Genomic DNA, 22,594 nt, shown 5'->3' with positions numbered 1-22,594 from the left:
GCATCATCGATGCCATACTCGAATGTATGTTCGATAATCGACATCGAGACGTCTGGCGGCCGTACTCACCGCTCCTGCCGATCTACGTCGACATCGATCGCGTGCTTCCGCCGGATGGATCGCCGACCCGCGAGGTATCGGCGCGGGTGAAGAAATACGGCCTGGTCTTGTCCGGTCGGATGGCGGCCAGGCAGCGGGCGTGGCATCGGCTCGTGGACGGGCGTTGGGTGGCCAGCATCGAGGTGCCGGTCGAGACCAATGGGCAGTGGATTTATCTGGACTTCATCGCGCCGGCCGACGCGGTCGCACCACGCGAGGGCGGCGACGCGATGCCGGAACGACCGAGCAATAAGTGGGGGCAGCCGAAGCGATACTGACTACCGGCACCGTCCGCACTCACTCCAGGGCGGCGAGGGCGCGGCCGAGTTGGTCGATCTCGAAATTCGTTGTGTACGGGGCCAAGCCGACGGTTACGGCGCCGCCTTCGTCGTTGACGCCAAGGGCATCCAACAACCGGCTGCCGCCGTGGACGCCGCTCAAGGTGCCGATGCGGGCATCGGCGAGTTTGGCGGCTACCTTTTCGGCTTGCATGCCCGCCATGGTGAAGCTGACAGTGGGGATGCGGGTGGAGGCGCGGCCGATGACGGTCAGGTTGGAGATTTTGTCGAGCACGTCCATCAGGTGCTCGAAGAGTTGATCGTGGTAGTCCTGCAGCGAGGTGATGGAGATTTCCAGGCGCTCGCGGCGGGTGCCGCGGGCGCGCTCGTCCAGGCCCGCGAGGAAGTCGATGGAGGTGGTCAAGCCGGCGAGCAAGGCGTATTGGTGGCCGCCGACCTCGAGGCGTTCGGCGCCTTTCGCATAGGGGTTCAACGACATCGACGGAATACGGTCCAGGAAGGCCGGATCGCGGAAGACCAGTGCGCCGATCTGCGGACCACCCCAGGCGGGGGCGCTCAACGCGACGACATCGGCATTCAGTTCGTCGATATCGATGAGGGCATAGGGCGCGGCGCCGAAGCAATCGGCGACGAGCAGACCACCCACCTCGTGCACCCGATCCGCCGCGACCCGCACCGCGGGGGCCGAGCCGACGATCGGCGATGCGGCGGTCAGCGCGACCAGCCGGGCGGTCGGGCCGATCAATTCCTCGAACTGCCACGACGGCATCTCACAGGTCTCGATCTCGACCTCGGCCCAGCGCACATGCGCGCCGTAGCGATTCGCGATCCGCAACCACGGCGCGACGTTCGCCTCATCATCCAATCGCGACAGCACTATCCCGGTGCCGAGGCCGAGCCGCGAACTCAGCGACTCCGCCAACCAGGCCAGCAAAACCGCGCGGTCCGGTCCGAGTACGACGCCCGCCGGATCACCGCCGACGAGATCCGCGACGGCCTCGCGCGCCGCATCGAGAATCGCGGCACTGCGAACGGCGGCGCCATTGCGGCCGATATGGGAAAACGAAGAGGTTCGGAAACCTGTTGATACGGCACGAGATACCGAATCCGGGACCAGCATTCCGCCCTGCGGGTCGAGATGGATCCAGCCGTCGCCGAGGGACGGTATCAGGCCCCGAACCCTCGCGACGTCGTAAGTCATGTTGGCCACTCTAAGGGCAGCGGGCGAGCCTGGGTAACCGCGTTCCCCCTCACCGGCAGGCGGGGGTGCAGTGAACTGGGACTCAGCATGGCAACCGACTTTCAGCAAATCCGAACCACACGACCCGAACAGAATAGACGCCACCTCTGCGCCGCGGCACCGGCCCGGTGACCTGATCGAAGGCGACCGACTTAGCGCGTTCGCGGCTGACGCGACATGATAGGGACCATGACGCAATCGGATGGAGTACCCGAATCCATTGTCGTGATCGGGCCCGACGGCCGGCCGCTGGCTATTCCGGTCGAGTCCGGCTCGGACACGCCCTTCACCGCCCAGGTCGTTACCGACGGTGATGATAAATCCGACAATGCGGACAATAAGGACGACGTCGAGGAATCGCTCGCCGATATGGTCGAGCAGCCCGCGAAGGTCATGCGCATCGGGACCATGATCAAACAATTGCTGGAGGAGGTCCGCGCGGCTCCGCTGGACGATGCCAGCCGGACCCGGCTGCGCGAGATCCACAAATCCTCGGTGCGCGAACTCGAACAGGGTCTGGCACCGGAATTGCGCGAGGAACTGGAGCGGCTCACGCTGCCGTTCACCGATGACGCGGTGCCGACGGATGCCGAACTTCGCATCGCTCAGGCCCAGCTCGTCGGCTGGTTGGAAGGTCTTTTCCACGGCATCCAGACGGCGCTGTTCGCACAGCAGATGGCGGCGCGCGCGCAGCTGGAACAGATGCGTCAGGGTGCGCTGCCACCCGGCATCCACGCGACCGACCCGCGCGGGGGCCAGTCGAACTCGCCGATCGGCGGCTCCGGACAATATCTCTGACTAGATCCGAGTCGAGTGCCAGCCGGGTCGGCGGTGTCTGATTTGCGGCGATCGCGGGGCCCAACGTGGTTACGCTCCGCTACCGCCTCCGGGCCCTGCCGCTCACGCCGCGGGAAATTGCGAGGGTAGTGTCGAGCACCGTGCCGTCCGCTGCCGCCCGCCCCGACTCGGTCTCCGATGTGAATACGGCGCGTCCCGATGAGAGCTCGGATCGTCCTGAAGAGGGTTCAGTGCGTTCAGATACCAGCCAAGCGCGTACCGACGAGAGTTCCGATGAGACCTCCGTGCCTCCTGAAGAGAACACCGCGCCGGAGAATCCGGTGAGCTCCGACGCGGAAACGCCCGCGCCGGACGAGGCCGTCGCGCCGGCGAGCGCGATCGTCTCGGACTCGCAGACCTTCGGGCGCGCGTTCAAAGACTTCCGCGGCGGCTTCACGCAGCGCGAGCTCTGGCTGTCGCTCGGCTGGCAGGACATCAAACAGCGCTATCGACGCTCGGTACTGGGCCCGTTCTGGATCACCATCGCGACCGGTGTGCAGGCCGCCGCGATCGGCATTCTGTACTCGGCGCTGCTCGGCCAGTCGATCAAGTCGTATCTGCCGTATGTGGCCGTCGGCATCATCGTCTGGAATGTGATCCAGGCCAGCATCCTCGAGGGTTCGGAGGTCTTCATCGCCAATGAGGGGCTGATCAAACAGCTGCCGTCGGCGCTGAGCGTGCACGTCTATCGCCTGGTCTGGCGTCAGTTGCTGTTCTTCGCGCACAACATGCTGATTTACGGGGTGGTGCTGGTCGCATTCGGCGTCTGGGAAAAACTGCACTGGACCGCCATTTTCGCGATCCCCGCGCTCGGGCTGTTGTTCCTCAACTCGATGTGGGTCTCGATCGTGTTCGGCATCTTCAGCACCCGCTACCGCGATATCGCGCCGATCCTCGGCAGCCTCACGCTGATGCTGTTCGTGCTGACGCCGGTCATGTGGAATACGAAAAGCCTGCAAGAACAGGGCGGTCAGGTGAGCGAGCGCGCGAAGCTGGCCGAAATCGTGCCGACCTTCCATTACCTGGAGATCGTCCGTGCGCCGCTGCTCGGTGATGATCAGCATCTGTATCACTGGGTGATCGTCGGCACCATTACCGTAGTCGGCTGGATCGTGGCGATCTTCGCCATGAAGCTGTACCGTTCGCGCGTGCCGTACTGGGTATAGGAGATCGGGCCCGATGACCGACCATGTGAGTATCGAAACCCGCCAGGCGTGGGTCGAGTTCCCGATTTTCGACGCCAAATCGCGGTCGCTGAAAAAGGCTTTCCTCGGCAAGGCGGGCGGCGCGATCGGCCGCAATCAGTCCGACGTTGTGGTGGTCGAGGCGCTGCGTGACATCACCCTTTCGCTGAAAGAGGGCGACCGGGTCGGCCTGGTCGGACATAACGGCGCGGGCAAATCGACACTGCTGCGACTGCTTTCGGGAATCTACGAACCCTCGCGCGGCAGTGCTCGCATCCGCGGCCGGGTGGCACCGGTATTCGACCTCGGCGTCGGTATGGATCCGGAGATCTCCGGCTTCGAGAACATCATCATCCGTGGGCTTTTCCTCGGACAGACGCGTAAGCAGATGCTGTCGAAGATCGATGAGATCGCCGAATTCACCGAACTCGGCGAATATCTTTCGATGCCGCTGCGCACCTATTCCACCGGTATGCGGGTGCGCCTGGCGATGGGCGTGGTTACCTCCATCGATCCGGAGATCCTGCTGCTCGACGAGGGCATCGGCGCGGTGGACGCCGAATTCATGAAGAAGGCTCGGATCCGGTTGCAATCACTGGTGGCCCGCTCGGGCATCCTGGTGTTCGCCAGCCATTCCAACGAATTTCTCGCCCAGCTCTGCGATACCGCCATGTGGGTCGACCACGGGCAGATCCGTTTGCGCGGCGGTATCGAAGAAGTGGTGCGTGCCTATGAGGGCCCGGACGCCGGCAATCACGTCGCCACCGTGCTGCGCGAAATGGAAGCGGAACGGAAAATGGGAACAGAGCGAGAATTGGAGCGGAATCAGGCATGAGTGAGCCGACCGGGCAGAACGCCCCGATCGACGCGGGGCGCGAGGCCCTGATCGACTCCGTGCCGGCTTCCGACACACCGAACTCGAGCGCCCCGGCGAACGACTCCGCGCCAGGCGACGCAGCACCGCAACCAACGCCGAAGCCCGCGGATGACGAGGCGGCGCACACTCCGGACGACGACTCCGACGACCCCTCCCCCGCACAAATCGAAGCCGCCCGCACCCCAGCCGGCACCGGCCCCGACGCCAAGATCGTCGCCGTCGTCGTCACCCATAAACGCCGCGAGCTGCTCGCCGAATCACTGAAAGTCCTTGTCTCCCAGACTCGCCCGGTAGACCACCTGATCGTGGTCGACAACGCCAATGAAACCGAGGTCGCGGAGCTGGTCGCCCAGCAGCCGATCGAGGCCACCTACCTCGGCTCGGCGCACAATCTCGGCGGCGCGGGCGGTTTCGCGCTCGGCATGCTGCACGCGCTGACCCTCGGCGCGGACTGGGTGTGGCTGGCCGACGACGACGGCCGCCCCGACGGCTCGGAAGTCCTTGCCACGCTGCTGGATTGCGCGGGCCGACACGGTCTGGTCGAGGTGTCTCCGGTGGTCTGCGATATCGATGAACCGGATCGCCTCGCCTTCCCGCTGCGCCGCGGTGTGGTTTGGCGGCGGCTACGTTCCGAGCTAGGCGATGAAGACTTCCTGCCCGGCATCGCCTCGCTCTTCAACGGCGCGCTGATCTCCGCCAGGGCGGTGGATTTGATCGGCGTTCCGGACCTGCGGCTATTCGTACGCGGCGACGAGGTCGAGGTGCATCGCAGACTGGTTCGCTCCGGTCTGCCGTTCGGCACCTGTCTACAGACGGCCTACCTGCATCCCAACGGTGCCGCCGAATTCAAGCCGATCCTCGGCGGCCGCATGCACACCCAGTACCCGGACGACCCGGTCAAGCGCTACTTCACCTACCGCAACCGCGGCTACCTGATGTCCCAGCCCGGTATGCGCAAACTGCTGCCCCAGGAATGGATCCGCTTCTCCTGGTTCTTCCTCGTCACCCGCCGTGATCCGGCCGGTCTGCGCGAATGGTTCCACCTGCGCAGCCTCGGCCGCAACGAGCAGTTCGGCAAGCCGACCCCGGACCAGAAGCCCACCGACGAAAAATAGATTGCGCGGGTCTGCGCGCCATGCCAAAGTGGGCGAGCAACGTCGAGATGAGAGTGAGGAGGTGGAGATCGTGACACGGACCGTCCGGATTGTCGTGCCCGGATCAGCTGTGCAAACGCACGCTGCCGCACGAATTTCCGCCTCAGATACCTCTCGCTGAGTCCGGTTCGGGCTCGGCGCCCGACGAAGGATTCCTTCCATCATGGTCGATTACGACCTCCTCGTCCCTTACGGCTGGACCGAAGCCGTTGCCAATGAATACGACTCGCTCATCGACGATGGGTGCGTCCCCGCACGGGTGATCCGCATGGATCGCAGCGAATGCGATGTCGCGACGCCGACCGGACTCACGCGCGCCCGTTGCCCGCGTTTGTTTCGGCCTGAGCGGGGGCCGTCCGGGGTTACCCAGGCTGCCTCCCGGCCTGACCCGCTCAGGCGGGGTGCCGATTCCGAGATCAGTGGGCTGTGCACGGGTGACTGGGTGAGCATCGATGCCGAACTCGATGTGCGCCAGTTGCTTCCGCGCCGCGGCGCGATTACCCGCTCGGCCGCGGACCGGCGCGCACAGGGCCAGGTGCTCGCCGCGAATGTCGATACCGTGCTGATCTGCAGTGCGGCCGACAGCGATATCGACCTCGGGCGGATCGAGCGCATGCTCGCACTGGCCTGGGACAGCAGCGCACAGCCGATTGTGGTGCTCACCAAAGCGGATGCGGCGCTGGATATTCCGCTCGACGAAGTGCAGGCAGTCGCGCCCGGTGCGGTCGCCCTCGCGGTCAGTGCGGATACCGGATCGGGACTCGATGTGCTCACCGCGATGCTCGACGGCACCGTCGCGCTGATCGGTCCGTCCGGCGTCGGGAAATCGACGCTCGCCAATGCCCTGCTCGGCCAGGAAGTCTTCGCCACCAACGCAGTTCGCGCGGTGGACAAGAAGGGCAGGCACACCACCGTGCATCGAGAGCTGCGGCCGCTGCCCGGCGGCGGCACGCTGATCGATACGCCCGGTCTGCGCGGCATCGGCCTCTGGGATGCCGCGGAAGGCATCGAGAAAACCTTCAGCGATATCGAATCCATCGCGGCGCACTGCCGATTCGACGACTGCGCGCACAACGGCGAACCCGGCTGTGCCGTACAGGAAGCCATCGACAGCGGCGCGCTCACCCAGCGGCGCTTCGACAGCTACCGCAAACTCGAACGGGAAAACGCCTGGATGGCAGCGCGATCGGACAAGCGGCTGCAGGCCGAACGCGAGAAGGCGTGGCGAGATATCCGCAAGCAGCAGCGGCAGTTCTACCAGGAGAGAAGCTCGCGCCGCTGATTCGGTGGAAGCACGGTAGGGTCGGCACGCACAAATCGCTAAACGGGAGGGTGCAGATGAGTTACCCCGGCGGGTATCCGCCTCAGGGCCAGCCCGGGCAATGGCCCGGACAGCCCGCATATGGTCAGCCGGCGCCGCAGGGCGCGCCGAATCCCTACGGTGCGCCACCGCAATACGCGCCGCCCGCGGGGCAGCCACCGATCAGCCAACCGCAGGTGCCGCAATCGCCGTACGGCAGTCAGCCGCATATTCCGCAGCCGCAGTACGGCCAGCCCGTACCGCCGCAGCCGTACGGTCAGCCTGCTCAGCCCTATGGGCAGCAGCCGTACGGCCAGGTGCCCTACGGGCAGCCGGTTCCGCAGCAGGCACCGGCCCCGCCGGGCATCACCGTCGAGGCCTCCTATGAGTGGTTCGCCTTCCTGTTGGCGATCACCAAGCCGAAGATCCTGATCAACGGTCAGCGGGTGCCGAATACGCGGTGGGGTCAGAACCATATTCCGGTCGGCCCGGGGCAGTACCACGTGAAGGTGACCACGCCCTGGCTGTTCGATATGGGCCCGGCGAATGCGACGGCCGCGATTCAGGAGGGTCAGGGCGCACGGTTCTACTACAAGCCGCCCGCGGTCATCTTCCTCAACGGTGCGATCGGCCCGGTTCCGCAGAAGACGCCCGGCGCCATCTTCATCTACATCAGCTGGGGCATCGTGGCGTTGATGATCCTGTTGAACATCCTGTTGATCGCCGGTGCATCGAGCATCTGACAGCGTCGACATCTGACAGCGTCGAAAGGGCGTCGGGGTTCCGGCGCCCTTTCTTCGACCATCCTATGCAACTGGTTGCATAGGGTCCTGGGTTACCCTTGACGTGCACAACACCCGTCGGCGACTGCTCGCCGGTCGCTCGAACGGGTCGGCACGGCCGCGGGCGCACCCACCCGCGGCCTGGACGACAGGAGCAGGTCATGACGGAACCGGGATCGAAGCCGCTCGCGGGCAGGACGATGATCATGTCGGGCGGCAGCCGTGGCATCGGTCTGGAGATCGCCAAGCGAGCCGCCGCCGACGGCGCCAATATCACCCTGATCGCGAAGACCGACCAGCCGCATCCGAAGCTGCCCGGCACCATTCATACCGCCGCGGCGGAACTCGAAGAGGCGGGCGGAACCGTACTGCCGTTCGTCGGCGATGTGCGCATCGATGATTCGGTCGCCGAGGCCGTGCGCCAGACCGTCGAGCGGTTCGGCGGCATCGACATCGTCGTCAACAATGCCTCGGCGATCGACCTGTCCCCCACCGACGCCATCTCCATGAAGAAGTACGACCTGATGCAGGACATCAACTGCCGCGGCAGCTTCCTGCTCTCCAAGCTCAGCATTCCCGCGCTGCGCGAATCGGCCGCGGCGGGCCGCAACCCGCATATCCTGACCCTGTCCCCGCCGCTCAACCTGGACCCGAAATGGGCGGGCATGGCGCTCGGCTACACCATCGCCAAGTACGGAATGTCGCTCACCACACTGGGTTTGGCCGAGGAGCTCAAGGGCGACGGTATCGCCGTCAACTCGCTGTGGCCGCGCACAACCATCGCCACCGCCGCGGTCAAGAATCTGCTCGGCGGTGCGGAAATGATCGCCACCTCCCGCACCCCCGACATCTACGCCGACGCCGCCTACCTGGTCCTCACCTCGCCATCGAAGGAGACCAGCGGCAACTTCTTCCTCGATGACGAAGTCCTCGCCGCACACGGGATCACCGATCTGGACAAGTACCGCGTCGTCCCGGGCGATACCGAACTGACCACCGATCTGTTCCTCTGACGCCGATCCCGAAGGTGGCCCCCCCGGCCACCTTCGGGCTTTCAGCCCGCTACCGTCGCCATCGTGACCGGTAAACCAACCTTGGCCGCGATCTTCGAACCAGAGCCCGAGGGATGGGGGCTGCGCGGCGATCCCTACGTCTGGCAGGAAATGCGGAGTCTGCTCGAGGGTCTCGACCCGCCCTCGACTTCGACCGAGTTGATCGCACTGCTGCACGACACCTTCGAGCAGGTGGTCGGGTTGCGTCTCGAAGCGAAAGGCGCACCCGACAGCGTGCACCGACCGGAATTCGCGCACGGTGGCATGTCGAGCGGGATGGTCAGTCTCAGTGCCTGGCGGCAGGCGTTGATGCCGCTACTGGAAGGGCGCGCCAGGCACCTGATCTCGGGCGCGCCTGGTACCGCCACGATCATCCTTCGCCGGGGGGATATCACTGAGCAGCGGGTCGATGCGATCGTCAATGCGGCCAACTCTTCTCTGCTCGGCGGTGGCGGCGTCGATGGCGCAATCCATCGCGCTGGTGGCCCCGCAATTCTCGACGCCTGCCGCGATTTGCGCGCATCGCACTACGGCAAAGGGCTGCCCACCGGTCAAGCGGTCGCCACCACCGGGGGCGACCTGTGGGCCCGATGGGTCATCCACACCGTCGGGCCGGTCTGGTCGGCGAGCGAGGACCGCTGCGCCCAACTCGCCTCGTGCTACCGCGAATCACTGCGGGTGGCAGACGAATTGGGCGCACACACCGTCGCATTCCCGGCCATCTCCACCGGCATCTACGGCTGGCCGATCGATGACGGCGCGCGGATCGCCGTCGAGACGGTGCGCGAAGCGACAACGAATGTGACGGAAGTTCGCTTCGTCCTCTTCGACCAGCGCGCGTACGCCGCATTCGAATCCGCACTCCGGTGAGCACGCACAACATTCGGCGCCGCGCGATCATTTCGTGCGCGGCCGCGCCGGCTCAGTTCGGCTCGATGCCGTAGAGGCGCTCCCAGTTCTCCCGGCTGGTCAGCTCCGGCATCGCCGCGCGGTACTGCCGGGTGAGGTTGGGCAGTTCACGACGCAGGCGGCGCAGGACGCGGATGGTGCGGATGAGCAGGGCGCGAGCGCGCGCCTTATCGCGCTGCCGGACCCGGACACCGGACTGCGAGGCGTCGGTGACCACGACGTGGTCGAACAGCGAGACGTGCCACCAGTGCGCGTCCTCGCGGGTGACGCCGATCAGCCCGTGCTGGGTGCGGCCGGTCCACTGGGAGATGGCCCGCTTGATCAGCACCGCCGTGACCCGACTCGGTTCGCCACCGGCACGGCGCAATTGGATATCGGCCGAGCGCACCGGCGGAGTCGCGGCGGGATGCTTGACGGTCTCGGTGTAGTCGGCTCGACTGGTGCGGGCGGCGGCCAGCGCGGCGATTCCACCGTCGCGCAGGACCTTCGGTCCCTGCAGGAAGTCCTCGATGCCCTGCAGGGTGGTGTGCACCAGGCCGTACTGCATGGCGACCAGATGTTCGGCCAGATTCCGGAACAGCTGGCGGGTAATGGCTTTGCCGTCGAGATCGGTGTGCAGTGAACCGACGATCAACGAGTTGCGCGTGCTGAAGTAGCGCGCCCAGTCGTCGTAGTCCTTCCAATAGAAGTCCGCGTGCCACACCGCGGCATTCGGCAGCGTCACCGTGACGAACCCGTGCTCGCGGGCCCGGATGCCGTATTCGACATCGTCCCACTGGAAGAAGATCGGCACCGGCAGCCCGATCTCGGCGACCACCTCTGCCGGGATCAGGCAGGTCCACCAGGCGTTGTAGCCGGCGTCGACGCGGCGCTCCTGGTTCTTCTTCAGCATGCTGGTGTTGCGCAATGCCTTCGACACCTTCTGGCCGTGCTTGAGTTCGTGCAGATGCACTTCCTCGGCGCCGACATTCAGGTAATCCGGGTTGAGCAGGAACAACATCTGCGCACCGACCAGCGTCGGTTCCACGGTCATATTGGCGAAGGCGTTGAGCCGCAGCACCGTTTCCGGTTCGCAGAGGATGTCGTCGTCCATCAGGATGACGTCGGCGTGCTCGTTGACCGCGGACACCTCGTAGAGGCCACGGGTAAAGCCGCCCGCACCACCGAGATTCGGCTGCCGGATGTACCGCAGCTTGTCACCGAAGATCGGCAGCGTCTCCTGGAAACGCGCCTGGTTCTCCACCAGATCGGTGCCCTGATCCACCACGTAGACAGCGTCGATGGCCTCCAGAATCGGGGCGTCGGAGGCCAGCGCGGCCACCGTCTCGGCGCAGTCCGCGGCCCGGTTGAACGTGCAGATCGCGATGGCGACCGGGCGCATATGGTCGGGTGCGGTGCAGGACCAGGTCTGCGCGGAAATGCCGAGTTCGCCGCCGATGGCATCGAATTCGAGCCACAGCGCGCCACCGTCGACGTACTGGTCGAGCGGTGCGGTCAGGGTCAGCGGGCCGCTGGTGGTGATCTCAGCGGTCTCGATGATCCGGCGGTGCCCGGCGATATCGGAGGCGACCACCCGGACGCGGGCCTTCTTGGTCACATCGAGCACCATGCTCGCCCACACCTCGGTGACCGAGGTCCAGCGCTGCCAGTAGCTGGCCGCGAAGCGCCCGAAGTAGGTGTTGGTATGTGCGGACGCGCCCTTCTCCAGTCTGAGCTCCAGGCGTTCCCGATGGGCGCGACCCTTGACGACGGCGTAGAGCTCGTCACTCACCTTCGCCGACGGACCGGTGAAGATGCCGCGCTGCAGCACCAGCCGATCGGGCGCCTGGTGATCCACGCGCAGCGAGGCGGGCGCGGTCGAAGGTCGGTCATTTGTCTCGGTAACGGCCTGGGTAGCCGACTGATCCATGAAGTCCTCGAAATCGTTTTGGTGCCGACGGGACAGACACGCCCCTGGATGCCTTCGCGGCGGGTGCGAGGATATCAATCAGGCTCGGCGACTGCCCGTCCAGGAACCGAAGCGGTCTCGCTATTTATGGTTGCTTGTCGTTAGCCGAACTGTCCGAAGATCCGACGAATACGAATTTGTCGTAGGCCCAGTAGCGGAATACCACCGCGACGATCTGGCCGATGAGCGTGCCGGAAATGTTGTCCGACAGCGGTGAAGACAGGTCGAGCACATAGCGTGAGAACCCGAGACAGCCTAGTTGCAGGCCGATAGCGACCACATTGAATATGGCATACAAGAGGTACTCGCGCCCGGGGTTATCGGATTTCTTGTGCCCGAAGGTCCACCACTTGTTGCCGAAGTAGGTCACCACCGTGGCCACCGCGATCGCGATGATCTTGGCGGGCAGCGGCGCGTGGTACAGCACGCCCTCGCCACCCCAGAACACCAGCAGGTTGTAGGTGCCCGCGTCCACGAGGAAACCGATCGCGCCGACCACCAGGAAAGCGCCGCCGCGCCGCAGTGCGGCGATCACCTTCGCGGTCAGCGGCTCGTCAACGGGCGTCGATTGCGGTGAGCCGGACCGTTCGGAGAATGACACGGGCTGCTCTGGGTAAGACACCCGGCGACGGTACCTCAGTAGGCTCGGTGAACCGAGTGAGCACCAATAGGTACCGCCCTGTACCCTCCCGGTGTTCCCCATTCACCGCCGACATCGAGGATTGACCGGGTGGACTCCACCGAGCTCCGAATTGCCGCAGTGGTGCCATGCCACAACGAGGAGGCTTCGGTCGCCAAGGTCGTCGCCGACCTGCAGGCCGCCGTGCCGGGAATCGTCGTCTACGTCTACGACAACCGCAGCACCGATGCGACCGCCGAGCGTGCCCGCGCGGCCGGTGCGATCGTGCGCCACGAACACACCAAGGGCAAGGGCAATGTGGTGCGCCGCGCCTTCGCCGATATCGAGGCCGATATCTATCTGATGATCGACGGCGACGACACCTACGAGGCGTCGGCCGCGCCGCTGATGATCAAGACACTGCTCGACGGTCCGTACGACCATGTGCTCGGCGTCCGCAAACAGGACGAGGGCGCGTCGGCGTACCGCTCCGGCCACGAGACCGGTAACAAGGTGCTCAACGGCGTGGTCGGAAAGGTGTTCGGCGAGAACGTCGACGATATGCTCAGCGGCTTCCGGGTGTTCTCGCGTCGATTCGTGAAGAGCTTCCCGGCCGTCTCGCGCGAATTCGAGATCGAAACCGAGCTGACCGTGCATTCCCTGCATCTGCGGGTGCCGCAGACCGCGGTTCCGGTCGGCTTCCGTGATCGGCCCGCGGGCAGTGAGAGCAAACTGCGCACCTACCACGACGGATTCAAGATCCTGGCGCTGATCATCGGCCTGGCCAGACATGAGCGACCGGTCGCGTTCTACGGGCTGTTCGGCACGCTGAGCTGGCTGATCTCGATCATCCTGACCATTCCGATCGTGGTCGAGTTCTACAACACCCATGAGGTGCCCCGGTTCCCGACGCTGTTCCTCGGATTCACCCTGCTGCTGCTCGGCAGCCTGGCCTGGACTGCCGGCCTGATCCTGGACGGCATCCGGCGCTCCCGGCACGAGGCCGCCCGGCTGGTCTACCTGCGCTACTCCGCCGTCGGCGCGGATGACGCGCATGGCGGTGACGCGCACACCGGTGGAGCCGAGCGTTGACCACCTCGGCGGATCGAACCGCAACCGCCGCGAATCCGGAACCCGAGACCACGGACAACGATGTCGCGACAGCCGAATCCGCTGCCGCCGAACCTGATTCGAGCAGACCGAATCCGGTACGTGATTTCGGACGCCGGATCGTCGCCCGCTTCGGCGCCGCGACGGTCGCCTTCACCATCGTCGTCACGGTCTTCGGCGCACTGTTCGCCTGGATCACTCCGCCGTTCTGGGGCCACGACGAAATCACCCAGTTCGGCCGCGCCTACCAGGTCGCGCACGGCGGCTTCCTGCCGCAGCGGATCCACGACGATCGCGGCATCTCCTACGGCGGCGATGTGCCGATCAGCATCACCCAGCTGATGGGCTACGCGCTGCACGACTACACCACCAATCCGGAAGAGCCGGATCAGATGGTGGCCGATCCCGGCAGCTACGCCCGGATGGAGGGCACCGCGGTTTCCAAGGCCGCGGAGCCGGTCTGGTTCACCAATACCGCTGCCTACTCGCCGGTTCCGTATATCCCTGCGGCCATTGGCATTCGGGTCGCCGAGCTGTTCGGACTGAATGTCGGCGCAATGATGCTGCTGACCCGGCTCGCGGGCCTGGCCACCTACCTCGCGCTGGTCGGATTCGGTCTGTGGGCCCTGCGCGCGCACCGGGTGCAGTGGCTGGCGTTCACCGTCGCCGTGCTGCCGATCGCGGTCTTCCAGGCGGGCACCGTCACCGCCGACACCATGACCAACGCGCTGGCCATTCTGATGTCCGCGTTGCTGGTCAAGGCACTGTTCCTGGGTGACGGTCTCGGTCGCGTCGAGACCGCGGCGCTACTTGCCGCGACCCTCGCGCTGCCGGTCAGCAAGCCGACCTACGTGCTGATGGCCATGCTCATCGTGCTGGTGCCGACGAACCGGTTCGCCTTCGGCGGTGATTCCCGCTGGAAGCGTCTGCTCCCATGGGGTTTCGCTTTCCTGGGCGCGGCGACATTCGCGGTCTGGATGAAGATCGCGGCACCGACCACCGACGGTATGGGCCTGATGCGCCCACAGCACCAATGGAATTCGGTGCGTCCGAACGATCAGCTGCACGGGATCCTCAGCGATCCGGCGAATTTCGTGAGCGTCTTCGGCGAGAGCATCGCACTGCGCGACCAGCGGTGGTTCACCCAGTTCTTCGGCGAACTCGGCTTCGCCTACATCGACGTCCCCGCCCTGACGGTGTTGGCCTGCCTGCTCGCCTTCGCGGTCAGCGTCGGTATCGCGGATCGGATGAACACCGCGACCGCCACCTTCCGGCGCACGCTGATCGTCGCACTGACGATGCTCGCGAGTGTCGCGATGATCTACGTGACGCTGTACATGTCGTTCACCCCGGTCGACTACTACATCATCGACGGTGTACAGGGCCGGTACTTCGTGCCGCTGGCGATCCTCGCACTGGTGGTGCTGCTGCGCTGGATGCCGTTGCGGCTCACCGATATCCGCGGCCGGACCCCGGCCAAGGGTCCGGCCATCACGATCATCGCGGCCACGCTGGTGGCCCTGATCGCCGCACTCTGGAAGTACTACTCGATCGTCTGGGGCTGACAAACCCCCGCGCTCTCGGGCCGTGCCACAGGCCGACCAGGGTGACAACTGATTTCGGAAGAACATGGGTAACTCACCGAGTACGCCCAGAACCCGGGCACACACCGACCGCCAGCCCGGGAGCTGAACTTCAGCGCTCCCAACGTCCGGCCAGAGGCTCGGGGAGGCGGGGGAGCTCAGGCATTGATGGTCCGCTCGCCCGCATCGGCGTACGCGCGCTCGGTGCCGGCTTTGGCCGGACGCCACCAGCTCTCGTTGTTGCGGTACCACTGGATGGTGGCGGCCAGCCCGGCACGAAAATCCGAATACCTCGGCGTCCAACCGAGTTCGGTGCGCAGCAGCGTCGCATCGATGGCGTAGCGCTGATCGTGACCCGCCCGGTCGGTGACGTGATCGAAGTCGTCCGGATCGCGGTCGAAGGCCTGCAGGATCATCCGCACCACGGACTTGTTGTCGAGTTCACCGTCCGCGCCGATCAGATAGGTCTGCCCGATTCGCCCGCGCTCCAGGATGTCCCACACCGCGCGGTTGTGATCGTCGACGTGGATCCAGTCACGTATCTGATGGCCGGCGCCGTAGAGCCGCGGCCGCACCCCGTCGATGAGGTTGGTGATCTGGCGCGGAATGAACTTCTCCACATGCTGATACGGCCCATAGTTGTTGCTGCAGTTGGAGATCGTCGCGCGAACGCCGAACGAGCGGGTCCAGGCGCGCACCAGCAGATCGCTCGAGGCCTTGGTGGCCGAGTAGGGGCTGGACGGGTTGTAGGGAGTGTTCTCGTCGAATGCGGGTCCGTCCGGTGTGAGATCGCCGTAGACCTCGTCGGTGGAGACATGGTGGTAGCGCACGTCGTGGCGGCGCACCGCTTGCAGCAGTGAGTAGGTGCCGACGATATTGGTCTGCACGAACGGCCAGGGTTCGGCGAGGGAGTTGTCGTTATGCGATTCGGCGGCGAAGTGGACCACGGCGTCGACACCGGAGACGAGCTCGTCGACCAGATCCAGATCGGCGATATCACCGTGCACGAAGTCGACGCGCTCGGCCACCGGCTCGAGCGAGGCCCGGTTTCCCGCGTAGGTCAAAGCGTCAAGGACGGTTACGGTGGCGTCGGGACGCTCGGCCACGGCCTGTTGGACGAAATTCGCACCGATGAACCCGGCCCCGCCGGTTACGAGCAGTCGCACCCCATGACCTTACGTCGCCCGCCCGAGCCACTGGCGCCGGATCCGCTCGACTGTATTCACCCGCTCGACCAGGGTTTCAATCTGTGATGTCGGCCACTCCGGTTGAGTGCAAAGAAAGACGCGTGGTTCAGTTCTTTGTGAAAAGGCATGGTCAACGTACACATTTCAAAGAACCCACCAAGCCTCGAGTCGTGATGGTGAACAAAATTTGAATTAACGGTCACAACGGGTTCACCATGCGTTAGCTGGTCTAGATTTCGATCGTCTAGTCCCCCCGAACGCTTCACATCGAGGTCCAAAACAAAATGCTGATGAGGAAATTCGCCGCGACTTCGGCCCTGCTGATCGCCGCCATGGGCATCACCGCGGGCACCGTCAACGCGGCACCGGCGGAATCCGCCGACGCCCCGATCAACTTCACCGCGAACGCCACCGACACCCAGTCGATCATCACCACCGATGGTGGCTCGCTGGTCGTCGAGGACAACGCACTCAAGATCAAGGCCGCCAACGGCACCACCGTCGCGGGCACCCCGCTGACCTTCCGCGTCGACGACTTCGAATTCCCGATCGCCGCGGACATCGCCGACCACACCGCCACCCTGACCCCGCAGCTCGACATGGCGAAGGCGACCTACAAGCCGGTCGCGCTGCCCTTCGAGGACAAGGCCCCCTTCAAGACCGAATACGACCGTGAGGTGGCCGCCTTCAACCGCATGAAGGACACCATCGCCATGGGCGCCACCATCGGCACCCTGGTCGGCGGTCTCGGCGGCGGCGCTATCGGCTGCGTCCTCGGTGGTATCGCCGGTGCGACCGTCGCCTCGGCCACCATCGTCGGCCTGTTCGGCGCGTTCATCCCGGCCGCGGCCATCGGCTGCCTCGGCGGCATCATCGCCATCGGCGCGCTCGGCACCCTGGCCGGTCAGATCCTGATCACGGCTCCGGTCGCGATCGGTGCGGCGATCCAGTACTTCGCCACCACCAACGCCCCGTTCGTCGCGCCGAAGTAAGTCGAACGACGGCTCTGCACAACTGAAAACGAGCCCAGGAAACCCCGCCCGGTCATCGATCTGGCGGGGTTTCTGCTGCCGCTCGACCGAAATGGCCGGGCGAAGTTTGCGCATAACGAGGGCTGTGATCTGTCTGGTGGCGAAGTAATTTCAAGCATCATCCAGGTGAACAAAAAGTAAATCAAGTTGAACCAAATGGCGATGCCGGGTATTCGCGGGAATTCGAATTCTCCGACAACAGAATGAAATTCTCGGCACCGGTTCCAACCAAGAACCCCGCCCCGGAACGCCGCCGATAGGCGAGGTCCAGGTGCGGGGTTCGCGACTCGTCCGGCCGATCCAGGTCAGGCCGTCCGAGCCCTTTGGGGCTGCTCGAGGCGGGCGCGCACGAACCGGGAGACCCGGGCCAGTGCCATCCTGCTCTCGGGCAGGTTCGGGGCTATCGCCATGAAGGCGTGTACCTGACCGCGCCAGATCTCCAGCGCGTTCGGGACACCGGCCGCGGTCAGCCTGCGGGCCATGAGCTCGCAGTCATAGCGCAGCATCTCGTCTTCGGCGGTGATCAGCAGTACCGGCGGCAGACTCGCCAAGGCGCCGTTGACCGGCGACACCAGCGGATCCAGCACCCCGTCCACCTCGGCGCCGATCCGCACCACCGCCTCCAGCGCGGCCAGCGGCAGATAGGGGTCGCGCGCGACATTCATATAGTCGCGCTTGGCGGCGTAGTCCAGATCGAGCAGCGGGCTCAGCCCGATCAGCCCGCCCGGTGACGGCAGCCCGGACTCGATCGCGCGCAGTGCGGTGGCGAAGGCGAGGAAGCCGCCCGCCGAATCACCCGCGAACATGATCCTGGCCGGGTCCGCACCGTGCCGCAGCAGCCAGCGGTAGGCGGTCACGCAGTCCTCGATGGCAGCCGAGACATTGTTCCCGGGCAGCTGACGGTAATCGACATTGACGACCGGCAGTCCGGTCCGCCGGGCCATGCTGGCCGCGATCGGGCGATGGGTGCCGAGACCGCAGACGGCGAAGCCGCCACCGTGCATATACAGCACCGCACCGTGCCGCAGGGCGCGCGAACCACCCGAGGGACGCAGGATCTCCATCCGAAAACCGTTCAGCGTCACCTGTTCCCGATCGACACCACGCGGCTGCGGCCGCAGTCGCGCCAGACCGTCGATCGCGAGGGCACCGATCGGGATGGTCGTGCGGCTGACCGGAAACATCCGCAGCACCGGCCGCACCGTACCGAGGCAGGTCGCCAGCAGCAATCGAGCCGATGCGCTCGGGCCGTCCGGGTTCATCAACAGACCGGGATCACCCGCGTCGAATTCACTCCCGCTGATCGCAACCATCGCGCACCTACCTCACACTGGCGCGCCGAACCCGACCGAACGGTTCTCCAGGCGAGAGTCGACGCTGACATCTCACACGCTGATGTTTCACAACACCATAGCGTGATCTACGCTACATATATCGCCCGGCGCGCCGGTGCACCAAACGTTCGTGATCAATTTGTAGGCGAGTCGGAACCTCGCCGAAGCCGAGCTGGACGCGCCTGGCAGACTCGACGACCATGCGCGGAATCATCTTGGCCGGTGGCACCGGATCCCGGTTGCACCCGATCACGCGCGGGGTGAGCAAACAGCTGGTCCCGGTCTACGACAAACCGATGGTCTACTACCCGCTGTCCACGCTCATGCTGGCGGGCATCAGGGATATCCTGGTGATCACCACCCCGGAGGACGCCGACGCGTTCGCCCGCCTACTCGGCGACGGCTCGCAGTTCGGCATCTCGATCACCTATGTGGTGCAACCGGAACCGGACGGACTCGCCAAGGCGTTCGTCCTCGGCGCCGACCATATCGGCGGCGAGAGCGCCGCTTTGGTGCTCGGCGACAATATCTTCCACGGACCAGGCCTGGGTACCAGCCTCGAACGCTTCGCCGCGATCGACGGCGGCGCGGTCTTCGCGTACTGGGTCTCGGATCCGACCGCCTACGGCGTCGTCGAATTCACCGAGGGCCGAGCGGTTTCGATAGAGGAGAAGCCCAAGGTGCCGCGGTCCAACTACGCCATCCCCGGGCTGTATTTCTATGACAACGATGTCGTGGAGATCGCGCGCGGGCTGCGGCCCTCGGCGCGCGGCGAATACGAGATCACCGATATCAATCGCGCCTATCTGGAACAGGATCGGCTGCGCGTCGATGTCCTCGCCCGCGGCACCGCCTGGTTGGATACCGGCACCTTCGACTCGCTGCTGGACGCCGCCAACTACGTGCGCACCATCGAACAGCGGCAGGGCCTGAAAATCGCTGTGCCGGAAGAGGTCGCGTGGCGACAGGGCTTCATCGACGACGAACAGCTGTGCGCGCTGGCCGAACCGCTGGTTCGCTCCGGCTACGGGACATATCTGCTCGATCTGCTCGAGCGCGGACGGGATTGGTGAGCGATGGAGTTCCGTGAACTCGCCGTGCCGGGGGCATGGGTGATCACTCCGCGCCAATTCGGTGACGAGCGTGGCATGTTCTGCGAATCGTTCAAGGCCTCGGAATTCGAGAAGGTGACCGGTCGGCCGTTCGACCTGCGCCAGGTCAACTGCTCGGTCTCGGCGGCCGGGGTGCTGCGCGGCATCCACTACACCGAGGATCCGCCGGGACAGGCCAAATATGTGACCTGCGTGCGCGGTGCGTTCCTCGATGTCGTCGTCGATCTGCGGCCCGGCTCACCCACCTACGGACGCTGGGACAGCGTGGTGCTCGACGATGTCGATCGGCGCTCGATGTTCCTGTCCGAGGGGCTCGGCCATGCGATCCTGGCGCTGGCGGATCACTCCACCGTCACCTATCTCTGTTCGATCGAGTACACACCGGAATTCGACAGGGATATGGATGCCTTCGATCCGCGGCTGGGTATCGAATGGCCGAAGATCGGTCTGGACGGTCGCCCGCTGACGTATATCCGATCACCGAAAGACGCTGCCGCTCCGCCCTTCTCGTGAAGCTGAGACGCCCGGAAAGGGGCGAACGTCACCGCCCCCGATGAGGAGGGAGCGGTGACGTTCGACTTACCGTCGGCGGAGGGGATTCAGCCGACGAGCTCCAATTCCGGCTCCTGCGCCCGCGCCTTGGCACGCTTGGGCAGGTAGGCCGTCAGGGCGATGAGCGCGCCGACGATGGCGACACCGGCGGCGAACTGCAGTCCGGGCCGGAAGTTGTCGAGCATCGCGGAAGGAGTGCTCGCACCGGGGTCACCCGAGGCGATGATCGCGGTATTCACCGCGAGCACGATGGCCGCGCCGACCTGCATGGAGGTCTGCAGCACACCGGCAGCCAGGCCCTGCTCATCATCATCGATGCCGTTGGTCGCCTGAATATTGATGGCGGGGAAGCCGACCCAGCCGATACCGATCAGCAGCACCGCGGGCAGGATCATCGTCAGATACGACGGGGTGGTGTCCAGCCGCAGGAACAGCAGGTAGCCGATGGCCATCACGACCATGGTGATCGCGATGATCGGCCCGGTCCCGAACCGGTCGACGAGCTTATCGGAGAAGAACGCCGACGCGACGACCAGCAGACCGACCGGCAGCAGCGCCATGGCCAGCTTCAACGGCGACCAGCCCAGTGAATCCTGCAGGTACAGGGTCACGATGAACTGCCAGCTGAAATACGAACCCGCCACCGCGATGATCGCGAGGCTGGCCCGGACCAGCGTCACCTTGCGCAGGATGCCGAGGCGCACCAGCGGGTACTTCACCTTCTTCTCCACCGCGACGAATCCGGCGAACAGCACCGCGGCGCCGACGAACGAACCGACGGTGCGCGCCGAACCCCAGCCCACCTCGGGCGCGGAGACGACGGTGTAGACGAGCAGCAGCATGCCCGCGGTCGACAGCAGCGCGCCGAGGATGTCGTGCCCGCCCTCCTCGGCGGCCTCGTCCTTGGGCACCAGCACCCAGGCCGCGGCCAGTGCGGCGAGCGCGATCGGAACCGGAAGCAGGAAGGTCCAGCGCCAGCCGATACCGGTCATCAGACCGCCGAACAACAGACCCATGGAGTAACCGCCCGCACCGAACACGGTGTAGATGGACAGCGCCTTATTGCGGGCCGGCCCCTCGGCGAAATTGGTGGTGATGATGGACAGACCGGTCGGGGCGGTGAACGCCGCGGCCAGGCCCTTGATGAAGCGGGTCAGAATCAGCAGCGGGCCGGAGGTCACCAGACCGCCCGCCAGCGAAGCCAGCGCGAAGACGGCGAGCGCGATCAGGAAGACCTTGCGCCGCCCGAGCAGATCGGCGGTGCGACCACCGAGCAGCAGCAGTCCGCCGTAACCCAGTACGTAGCCGCTGACCAGCCACTGCAGGGTGGAAGTAGACAGATCCAGTTCGGCGCCGATGGACGGCAGCGCCACACCGATCATCGAGACATCGAGACCATCGAGGAACAACACAATGCAGAGGGTGATCAGCATGCCCCAGAGACGGGTGGACCATCTGATCGGATCGGTCGCCGTCGCGGCCGAAACGGTTGCTGCAGAAGTCATGGGCGGAACATTACATGCGTCGACATTAAATGCCAACACATTTAATGCACTTGCATCGGCCTGCGTGGAGCACTAGGATAGGGCCATGTCGAAGCCGTCGACAACACAATTAGCGGGGCGCGATGTGGCGCCCACCGGGTTGGTCGCCGAGTGGCGTGAGCTGCTCGACCGGCACGCCGCCGTGAGCTGTGCGCTCGAGAAGGAGCTGCAGGGCAAGCACGATATCGGCCTCAGCGAATTCGAGACGCTGGACCGGCTGGTCGACGCCGCCTGCGGCGACTATCGGATGAGCGATCTGGCCAACGACATCTACCTGAGCCAGAGCGCCCTCTCGCGCGCGGTGGCGCGGCTGGAGCGCGACGGACTGGTTTCGCGCAGTATGTGTGCCGAGGATCGGCGCGCGATTTTCGTCTGTCTGACCGAGAAGGGCCGCGAGGTCTACGAGTCGGCGCTGCCGACACATCGCGACGTGCTCGAGCGAACCTGGGGTAGTCGGCAGAAGTGCTGAGTGGCCCATACACATTCGGTGCCGAACAATTCGACTCTGCCGACCACCACGGAGCGAGTCACACGAGCGACGTGCTCGACCGGACCCGAGATGGGCAAAAGTGCTGGATAGCTAGCATCCACGCTTCCCAGCCACCACGAAGCGAGCCGTTCCAGCGACGCGTTCATGACCCGTCTCGCGTCCGCGCCATCGAAGCGCATGCGCCGCAGGCGCGAGTCTCGACCATCCGGCACGTGCGCATCACTGGCCGAACGATCCACCATCAGCGACCACCACGGAGCGAGTCTTACGAGCGACCGTTCGCGGCCCGTCTCGCGTCCGAGTCGTCGAAGCGCATGCACCGCACGCGTAGGACTCGACCACCCCTCGCGC

The 22,594-nt window shown here is 65.3% G+C and carries 21 protein-coding genes; 15 read left to right on the top strand and 6 right to left on the bottom strand.

Going from position 1 to position 22,594, the window contains the following annotated elements; genetic code table 11:
* Nucleotides 1–26: 26 nt before the first annotated feature.
* Complete coding sequence (locus ACIBW7_RS03350) at nucleotides 27–377, top strand: hypothetical protein (protein WP_397043598.1); 351 nt, start codon at nucleotides 27–29, stop codon at nucleotides 375–377.
* 19 nt (nucleotides 378–396) lie between these two features.
* On the opposite strand, the gene ACIBW7_RS03345 is transcribed toward ACIBW7_RS03350, so the two are convergent.
* The gene (locus ACIBW7_RS03345; RefSeq protein ID WP_397043596.1) at nucleotides 397–1,599 is read right to left on the bottom strand and encodes a cysteine desulfurase-like protein; all 1,203 of its coding nucleotides are present in this window, start codon (nucleotides 1,597–1,599) and stop codon (nucleotides 397–399) included.
* A 228-nt stretch (nucleotides 1,600–1,827) separates the two neighbouring features.
* Here ACIBW7_RS03345 and ACIBW7_RS03340 point away from each other — a divergent pair, with 228 nt between their 5' ends.
* The 8 genes from ACIBW7_RS03340 (at nucleotide 1,828) to ACIBW7_RS03305 (ending at nucleotide 9,694) form a co-directional block, all read left to right on the top strand.
* On the top strand, nucleotides 1,828–2,436 hold the full coding sequence (locus tag ACIBW7_RS03340) for a bacterial proteasome activator family protein (protein ID WP_397043594.1): 609 nt from the start codon (nucleotides 1,828–1,830) through the stop codon (nucleotides 2,434–2,436).
* 377 nt (nucleotides 2,437–2,813) lie between these two features.
* Nucleotides 2,814–3,641 carry an ABC transporter permease gene (locus ACIBW7_RS03335; protein ID WP_397044171.1) on the top strand — a complete coding sequence of 276 codons (828 nt, stop codon included), beginning with the start codon at nucleotides 2,814–2,816 and terminating at the stop codon, nucleotides 3,639–3,641.
* 13 nt (nucleotides 3,642–3,654) lie between these two features.
* Nucleotides 3,655–4,494, top strand: a complete 840-nt coding sequence (locus ACIBW7_RS03330) for an ABC transporter ATP-binding protein (RefSeq protein ID WP_364388457.1) — start codon at nucleotides 3,655–3,657, stop codon at nucleotides 4,492–4,494.
* A gap of 206 nt (nucleotides 4,495–4,700) precedes the next feature.
* Nucleotides 4,701–5,651 carry a glycosyltransferase gene (locus tag ACIBW7_RS03325; protein WP_397044169.1) on the top strand — a complete coding sequence of 317 codons (951 nt, stop codon included), beginning with the start codon at nucleotides 4,701–4,703 and terminating at the stop codon, nucleotides 5,649–5,651.
* A gap of 202 nt (nucleotides 5,652–5,853) precedes the next feature.
* Nucleotides 5,854–6,972, top strand: a complete 1,119-nt coding sequence (rsgA, locus tag ACIBW7_RS03320) for a ribosome small subunit-dependent GTPase A (protein ID WP_397043592.1) — start codon at nucleotides 5,854–5,856, stop codon at nucleotides 6,970–6,972.
* 56 nt (nucleotides 6,973–7,028) lie between these two features.
* Nucleotides 7,029–7,733 carry a hypothetical protein gene (locus tag ACIBW7_RS03315; protein ID WP_397043590.1) on the top strand — a complete coding sequence of 235 codons (705 nt, stop codon included), beginning with the start codon at nucleotides 7,029–7,031 and terminating at the stop codon, nucleotides 7,731–7,733.
* Nucleotides 7,734–7,933: 200 nt separating this feature from the next.
* Complete coding sequence (locus ACIBW7_RS03310) at nucleotides 7,934–8,785, top strand: SDR family oxidoreductase (protein ID WP_397043588.1); 852 nt, start codon at nucleotides 7,934–7,936, stop codon at nucleotides 8,783–8,785.
* Nucleotides 8,786–9,133: 348 nt separating this feature from the next.
* Nucleotides 9,134–9,694: an O-acetyl-ADP-ribose deacetylase gene (locus tag ACIBW7_RS03305; protein WP_397044167.1), complete on the top strand. Its 561-nt coding sequence runs from the start codon at nucleotides 9,134–9,136 to the stop codon at nucleotides 9,692–9,694.
* 52 nt (nucleotides 9,695–9,746) lie between these two features.
* On the opposite strand, the gene ACIBW7_RS03300 is transcribed toward ACIBW7_RS03305, so the two are convergent.
* A complete protein-coding gene (locus ACIBW7_RS03300; protein ID WP_397043586.1) occupies nucleotides 9,747–11,642 on the bottom strand; it encodes a glycosyltransferase in 1,896 nt (631 codons plus the stop codon).
* A gap of 124 nt (nucleotides 11,643–11,766) precedes the next feature.
* Nucleotides 11,767–12,303 (bottom strand): GtrA family protein, encoded by a 537-nt coding sequence (locus ACIBW7_RS03295; protein WP_245720867.1) that lies wholly within the window; start codon nucleotides 12,301–12,303, stop codon nucleotides 11,767–11,769.
* 108 nt (nucleotides 12,304–12,411) lie between these two features.
* Here ACIBW7_RS03295 and ACIBW7_RS03290 point away from each other — a divergent pair, with 108 nt between their 5' ends.
* Both ACIBW7_RS03290 and ACIBW7_RS03285 read left to right on the top strand, forming a co-directional pair.
* Nucleotides 12,412–13,392, top strand: a complete 981-nt coding sequence (locus tag ACIBW7_RS03290) for a glycosyltransferase (RefSeq protein ID WP_397043583.1) — start codon at nucleotides 12,412–12,414, stop codon at nucleotides 13,390–13,392.
* Nucleotides 13,389–14,975 (top strand): DUF2142 domain-containing protein, encoded by a 1,587-nt coding sequence (locus ACIBW7_RS03285; protein ID WP_397043581.1) that lies wholly within the window; start codon nucleotides 13,389–13,391, stop codon nucleotides 14,973–14,975. Before ACIBW7_RS03290 ends, ACIBW7_RS03285 begins: the two co-directional genes overlap by 4 nt.
* A 176-nt stretch (nucleotides 14,976–15,151) precedes the next feature.
* Here the strand turns inward: ACIBW7_RS03285 and rfbB are convergent, their stop codons facing one another.
* Nucleotides 15,152–16,159 (bottom strand): dTDP-glucose 4,6-dehydratase, encoded by a 1,008-nt coding sequence (gene rfbB / locus ACIBW7_RS03280; RefSeq protein WP_397043579.1) that lies wholly within the window; start codon nucleotides 16,157–16,159, stop codon nucleotides 15,152–15,154.
* A gap of 305 nt (nucleotides 16,160–16,464) precedes the next feature.
* Here rfbB and ACIBW7_RS03275 point away from each other — a divergent pair, with 305 nt between their 5' ends.
* On the top strand, nucleotides 16,465–17,172 hold the full coding sequence (locus tag ACIBW7_RS03275) for a hypothetical protein (protein WP_397043577.1): 708 nt from the start codon (nucleotides 16,465–16,467) through the stop codon (nucleotides 17,170–17,172).
* Between the two features lie 344 nt (nucleotides 17,173–17,516).
* Here the strand turns inward: ACIBW7_RS03275 and ACIBW7_RS03270 are convergent, their stop codons facing one another.
* Complete coding sequence (locus tag ACIBW7_RS03270; RefSeq protein ID WP_397043575.1) at nucleotides 17,517–18,524, bottom strand: alpha/beta hydrolase; 1,008 nt, start codon at nucleotides 18,522–18,524, stop codon at nucleotides 17,517–17,519.
* A gap of 221 nt (nucleotides 18,525–18,745) precedes the next feature.
* Here ACIBW7_RS03270 and rfbA point away from each other — a divergent pair, with 221 nt between their 5' ends.
* The gene (rfbA, locus tag ACIBW7_RS03265) at nucleotides 18,746–19,618 is read left to right on the top strand and encodes a glucose-1-phosphate thymidylyltransferase RfbA (RefSeq protein WP_063039813.1); all 873 of its coding nucleotides are present in this window, start codon (nucleotides 18,746–18,748) and stop codon (nucleotides 19,616–19,618) included.
* Between the two features lie 3 nt (nucleotides 19,619–19,621).
* Nucleotides 19,622–20,170, top strand: a complete 549-nt coding sequence (locus tag ACIBW7_RS03260; RefSeq protein ID WP_397043572.1) for a dTDP-4-dehydrorhamnose 3,5-epimerase family protein — start codon at nucleotides 19,622–19,624, stop codon at nucleotides 20,168–20,170.
* Between the two features lie 86 nt (nucleotides 20,171–20,256).
* On the opposite strand, the gene ACIBW7_RS03255 is transcribed toward ACIBW7_RS03260, so the two are convergent.
* Nucleotides 20,257–21,714 carry an MFS transporter gene (locus ACIBW7_RS03255; protein WP_397043570.1) on the bottom strand — a complete coding sequence of 486 codons (1,458 nt, stop codon included), beginning with the start codon at nucleotides 21,712–21,714 and terminating at the stop codon, nucleotides 20,257–20,259.
* Nucleotides 21,715–21,799: 85 nt separating this feature from the next.
* On the opposite strand from ACIBW7_RS03255, the gene ACIBW7_RS03250 reads away from it, so the two are divergent.
* Nucleotides 21,800–22,222, top strand: a complete 423-nt coding sequence (locus tag ACIBW7_RS03250) for a MarR family winged helix-turn-helix transcriptional regulator (RefSeq protein ID WP_063039799.1) — start codon at nucleotides 21,800–21,802, stop codon at nucleotides 22,220–22,222.
* The last annotated feature ends 372 nt before the right edge of the window (nucleotides 22,223–22,594 follow it).

This window comes from Nocardia sp. NPDC049526 (assembly GCF_044465765.1).
Classification (GTDB): domain Bacteria; phylum Actinomycetota; class Actinomycetes; order Mycobacteriales; family Mycobacteriaceae; genus Nocardia.
The sequence above is the reverse complement of the archived record's forward strand: the minus strand, read 5'-3'. Positions and strand labels throughout refer to the sequence as shown.

Excerpts from the sequence above, each read along its gene's own strand:
- ACIBW7_RS03300 (WP_397043586.1), bottom strand. The coding sequence starts at position 11,642 with ATGGATCAGTCGGCTACCCAGGCCGTTACCGAGACAAATGACCGACCT.
- ACIBW7_RS03305 (WP_397044167.1), top strand. The coding sequence starts at position 9,134 with ATGCCGCTACTGGAAGGGCGCGCCAGGCACCTGATCTCGGGCGCGCCT.
- ACIBW7_RS03340 (WP_397043594.1), top strand. The coding sequence starts at position 1,828 with ATGACGCAATCGGATGGAGTACCCGAATCCATTGTCGTGATCGGGCCC.
- ACIBW7_RS03255 (WP_397043570.1), bottom strand. The coding sequence starts at position 21,714 with ATGACTTCTGCAGCAACCGTTTCGGCCGCGACGGCGACCGATCCGATC.
- ACIBW7_RS03345 (WP_397043596.1), bottom strand. The coding sequence starts at position 1,599 with ATGACTTACGACGTCGCGAGGGTTCGGGGCCTGATACCGTCCCTCGGC.
- ACIBW7_RS03270 (WP_397043575.1), bottom strand. The coding sequence starts at position 18,524 with ATGGTTGCGATCAGCGGGAGTGAATTCGACGCGGGTGATCCCGGTCTG.
- ACIBW7_RS03250 (WP_063039799.1), top strand. The coding sequence starts at position 21,800 with ATGTCGAAGCCGTCGACAACACAATTAGCGGGGCGCGATGTGGCGCCC.
- ACIBW7_RS03315 (WP_397043590.1), top strand. The coding sequence starts at position 7,029 with ATGAGTTACCCCGGCGGGTATCCGCCTCAGGGCCAGCCCGGGCAATGG.
- ACIBW7_RS03310 (WP_397043588.1), top strand. The coding sequence starts at position 7,934 with ATGACGGAACCGGGATCGAAGCCGCTCGCGGGCAGGACGATGATCATG.
- rfbA (WP_063039813.1), top strand. The coding sequence starts at position 18,746 with ATGCGCGGAATCATCTTGGCCGGTGGCACCGGATCCCGGTTGCACCCG.
- ACIBW7_RS03350 (WP_397043598.1), top strand. The coding sequence starts at position 27 with ATGTTCGATAATCGACATCGAGACGTCTGGCGGCCGTACTCACCGCTC.
- ACIBW7_RS03275 (WP_397043577.1), top strand. The coding sequence starts at position 16,465 with ATGCTGATGAGGAAATTCGCCGCGACTTCGGCCCTGCTGATCGCCGCC.
- rsgA (WP_397043592.1), top strand. The coding sequence starts at position 5,854 with ATGGTCGATTACGACCTCCTCGTCCCTTACGGCTGGACCGAAGCCGTT.
- ACIBW7_RS03260 (WP_397043572.1), top strand. The coding sequence starts at position 19,622 with ATGGAGTTCCGTGAACTCGCCGTGCCGGGGGCATGGGTGATCACTCCG.
- ACIBW7_RS03330 (WP_364388457.1), top strand. The coding sequence starts at position 3,655 with ATGACCGACCATGTGAGTATCGAAACCCGCCAGGCGTGGGTCGAGTTC.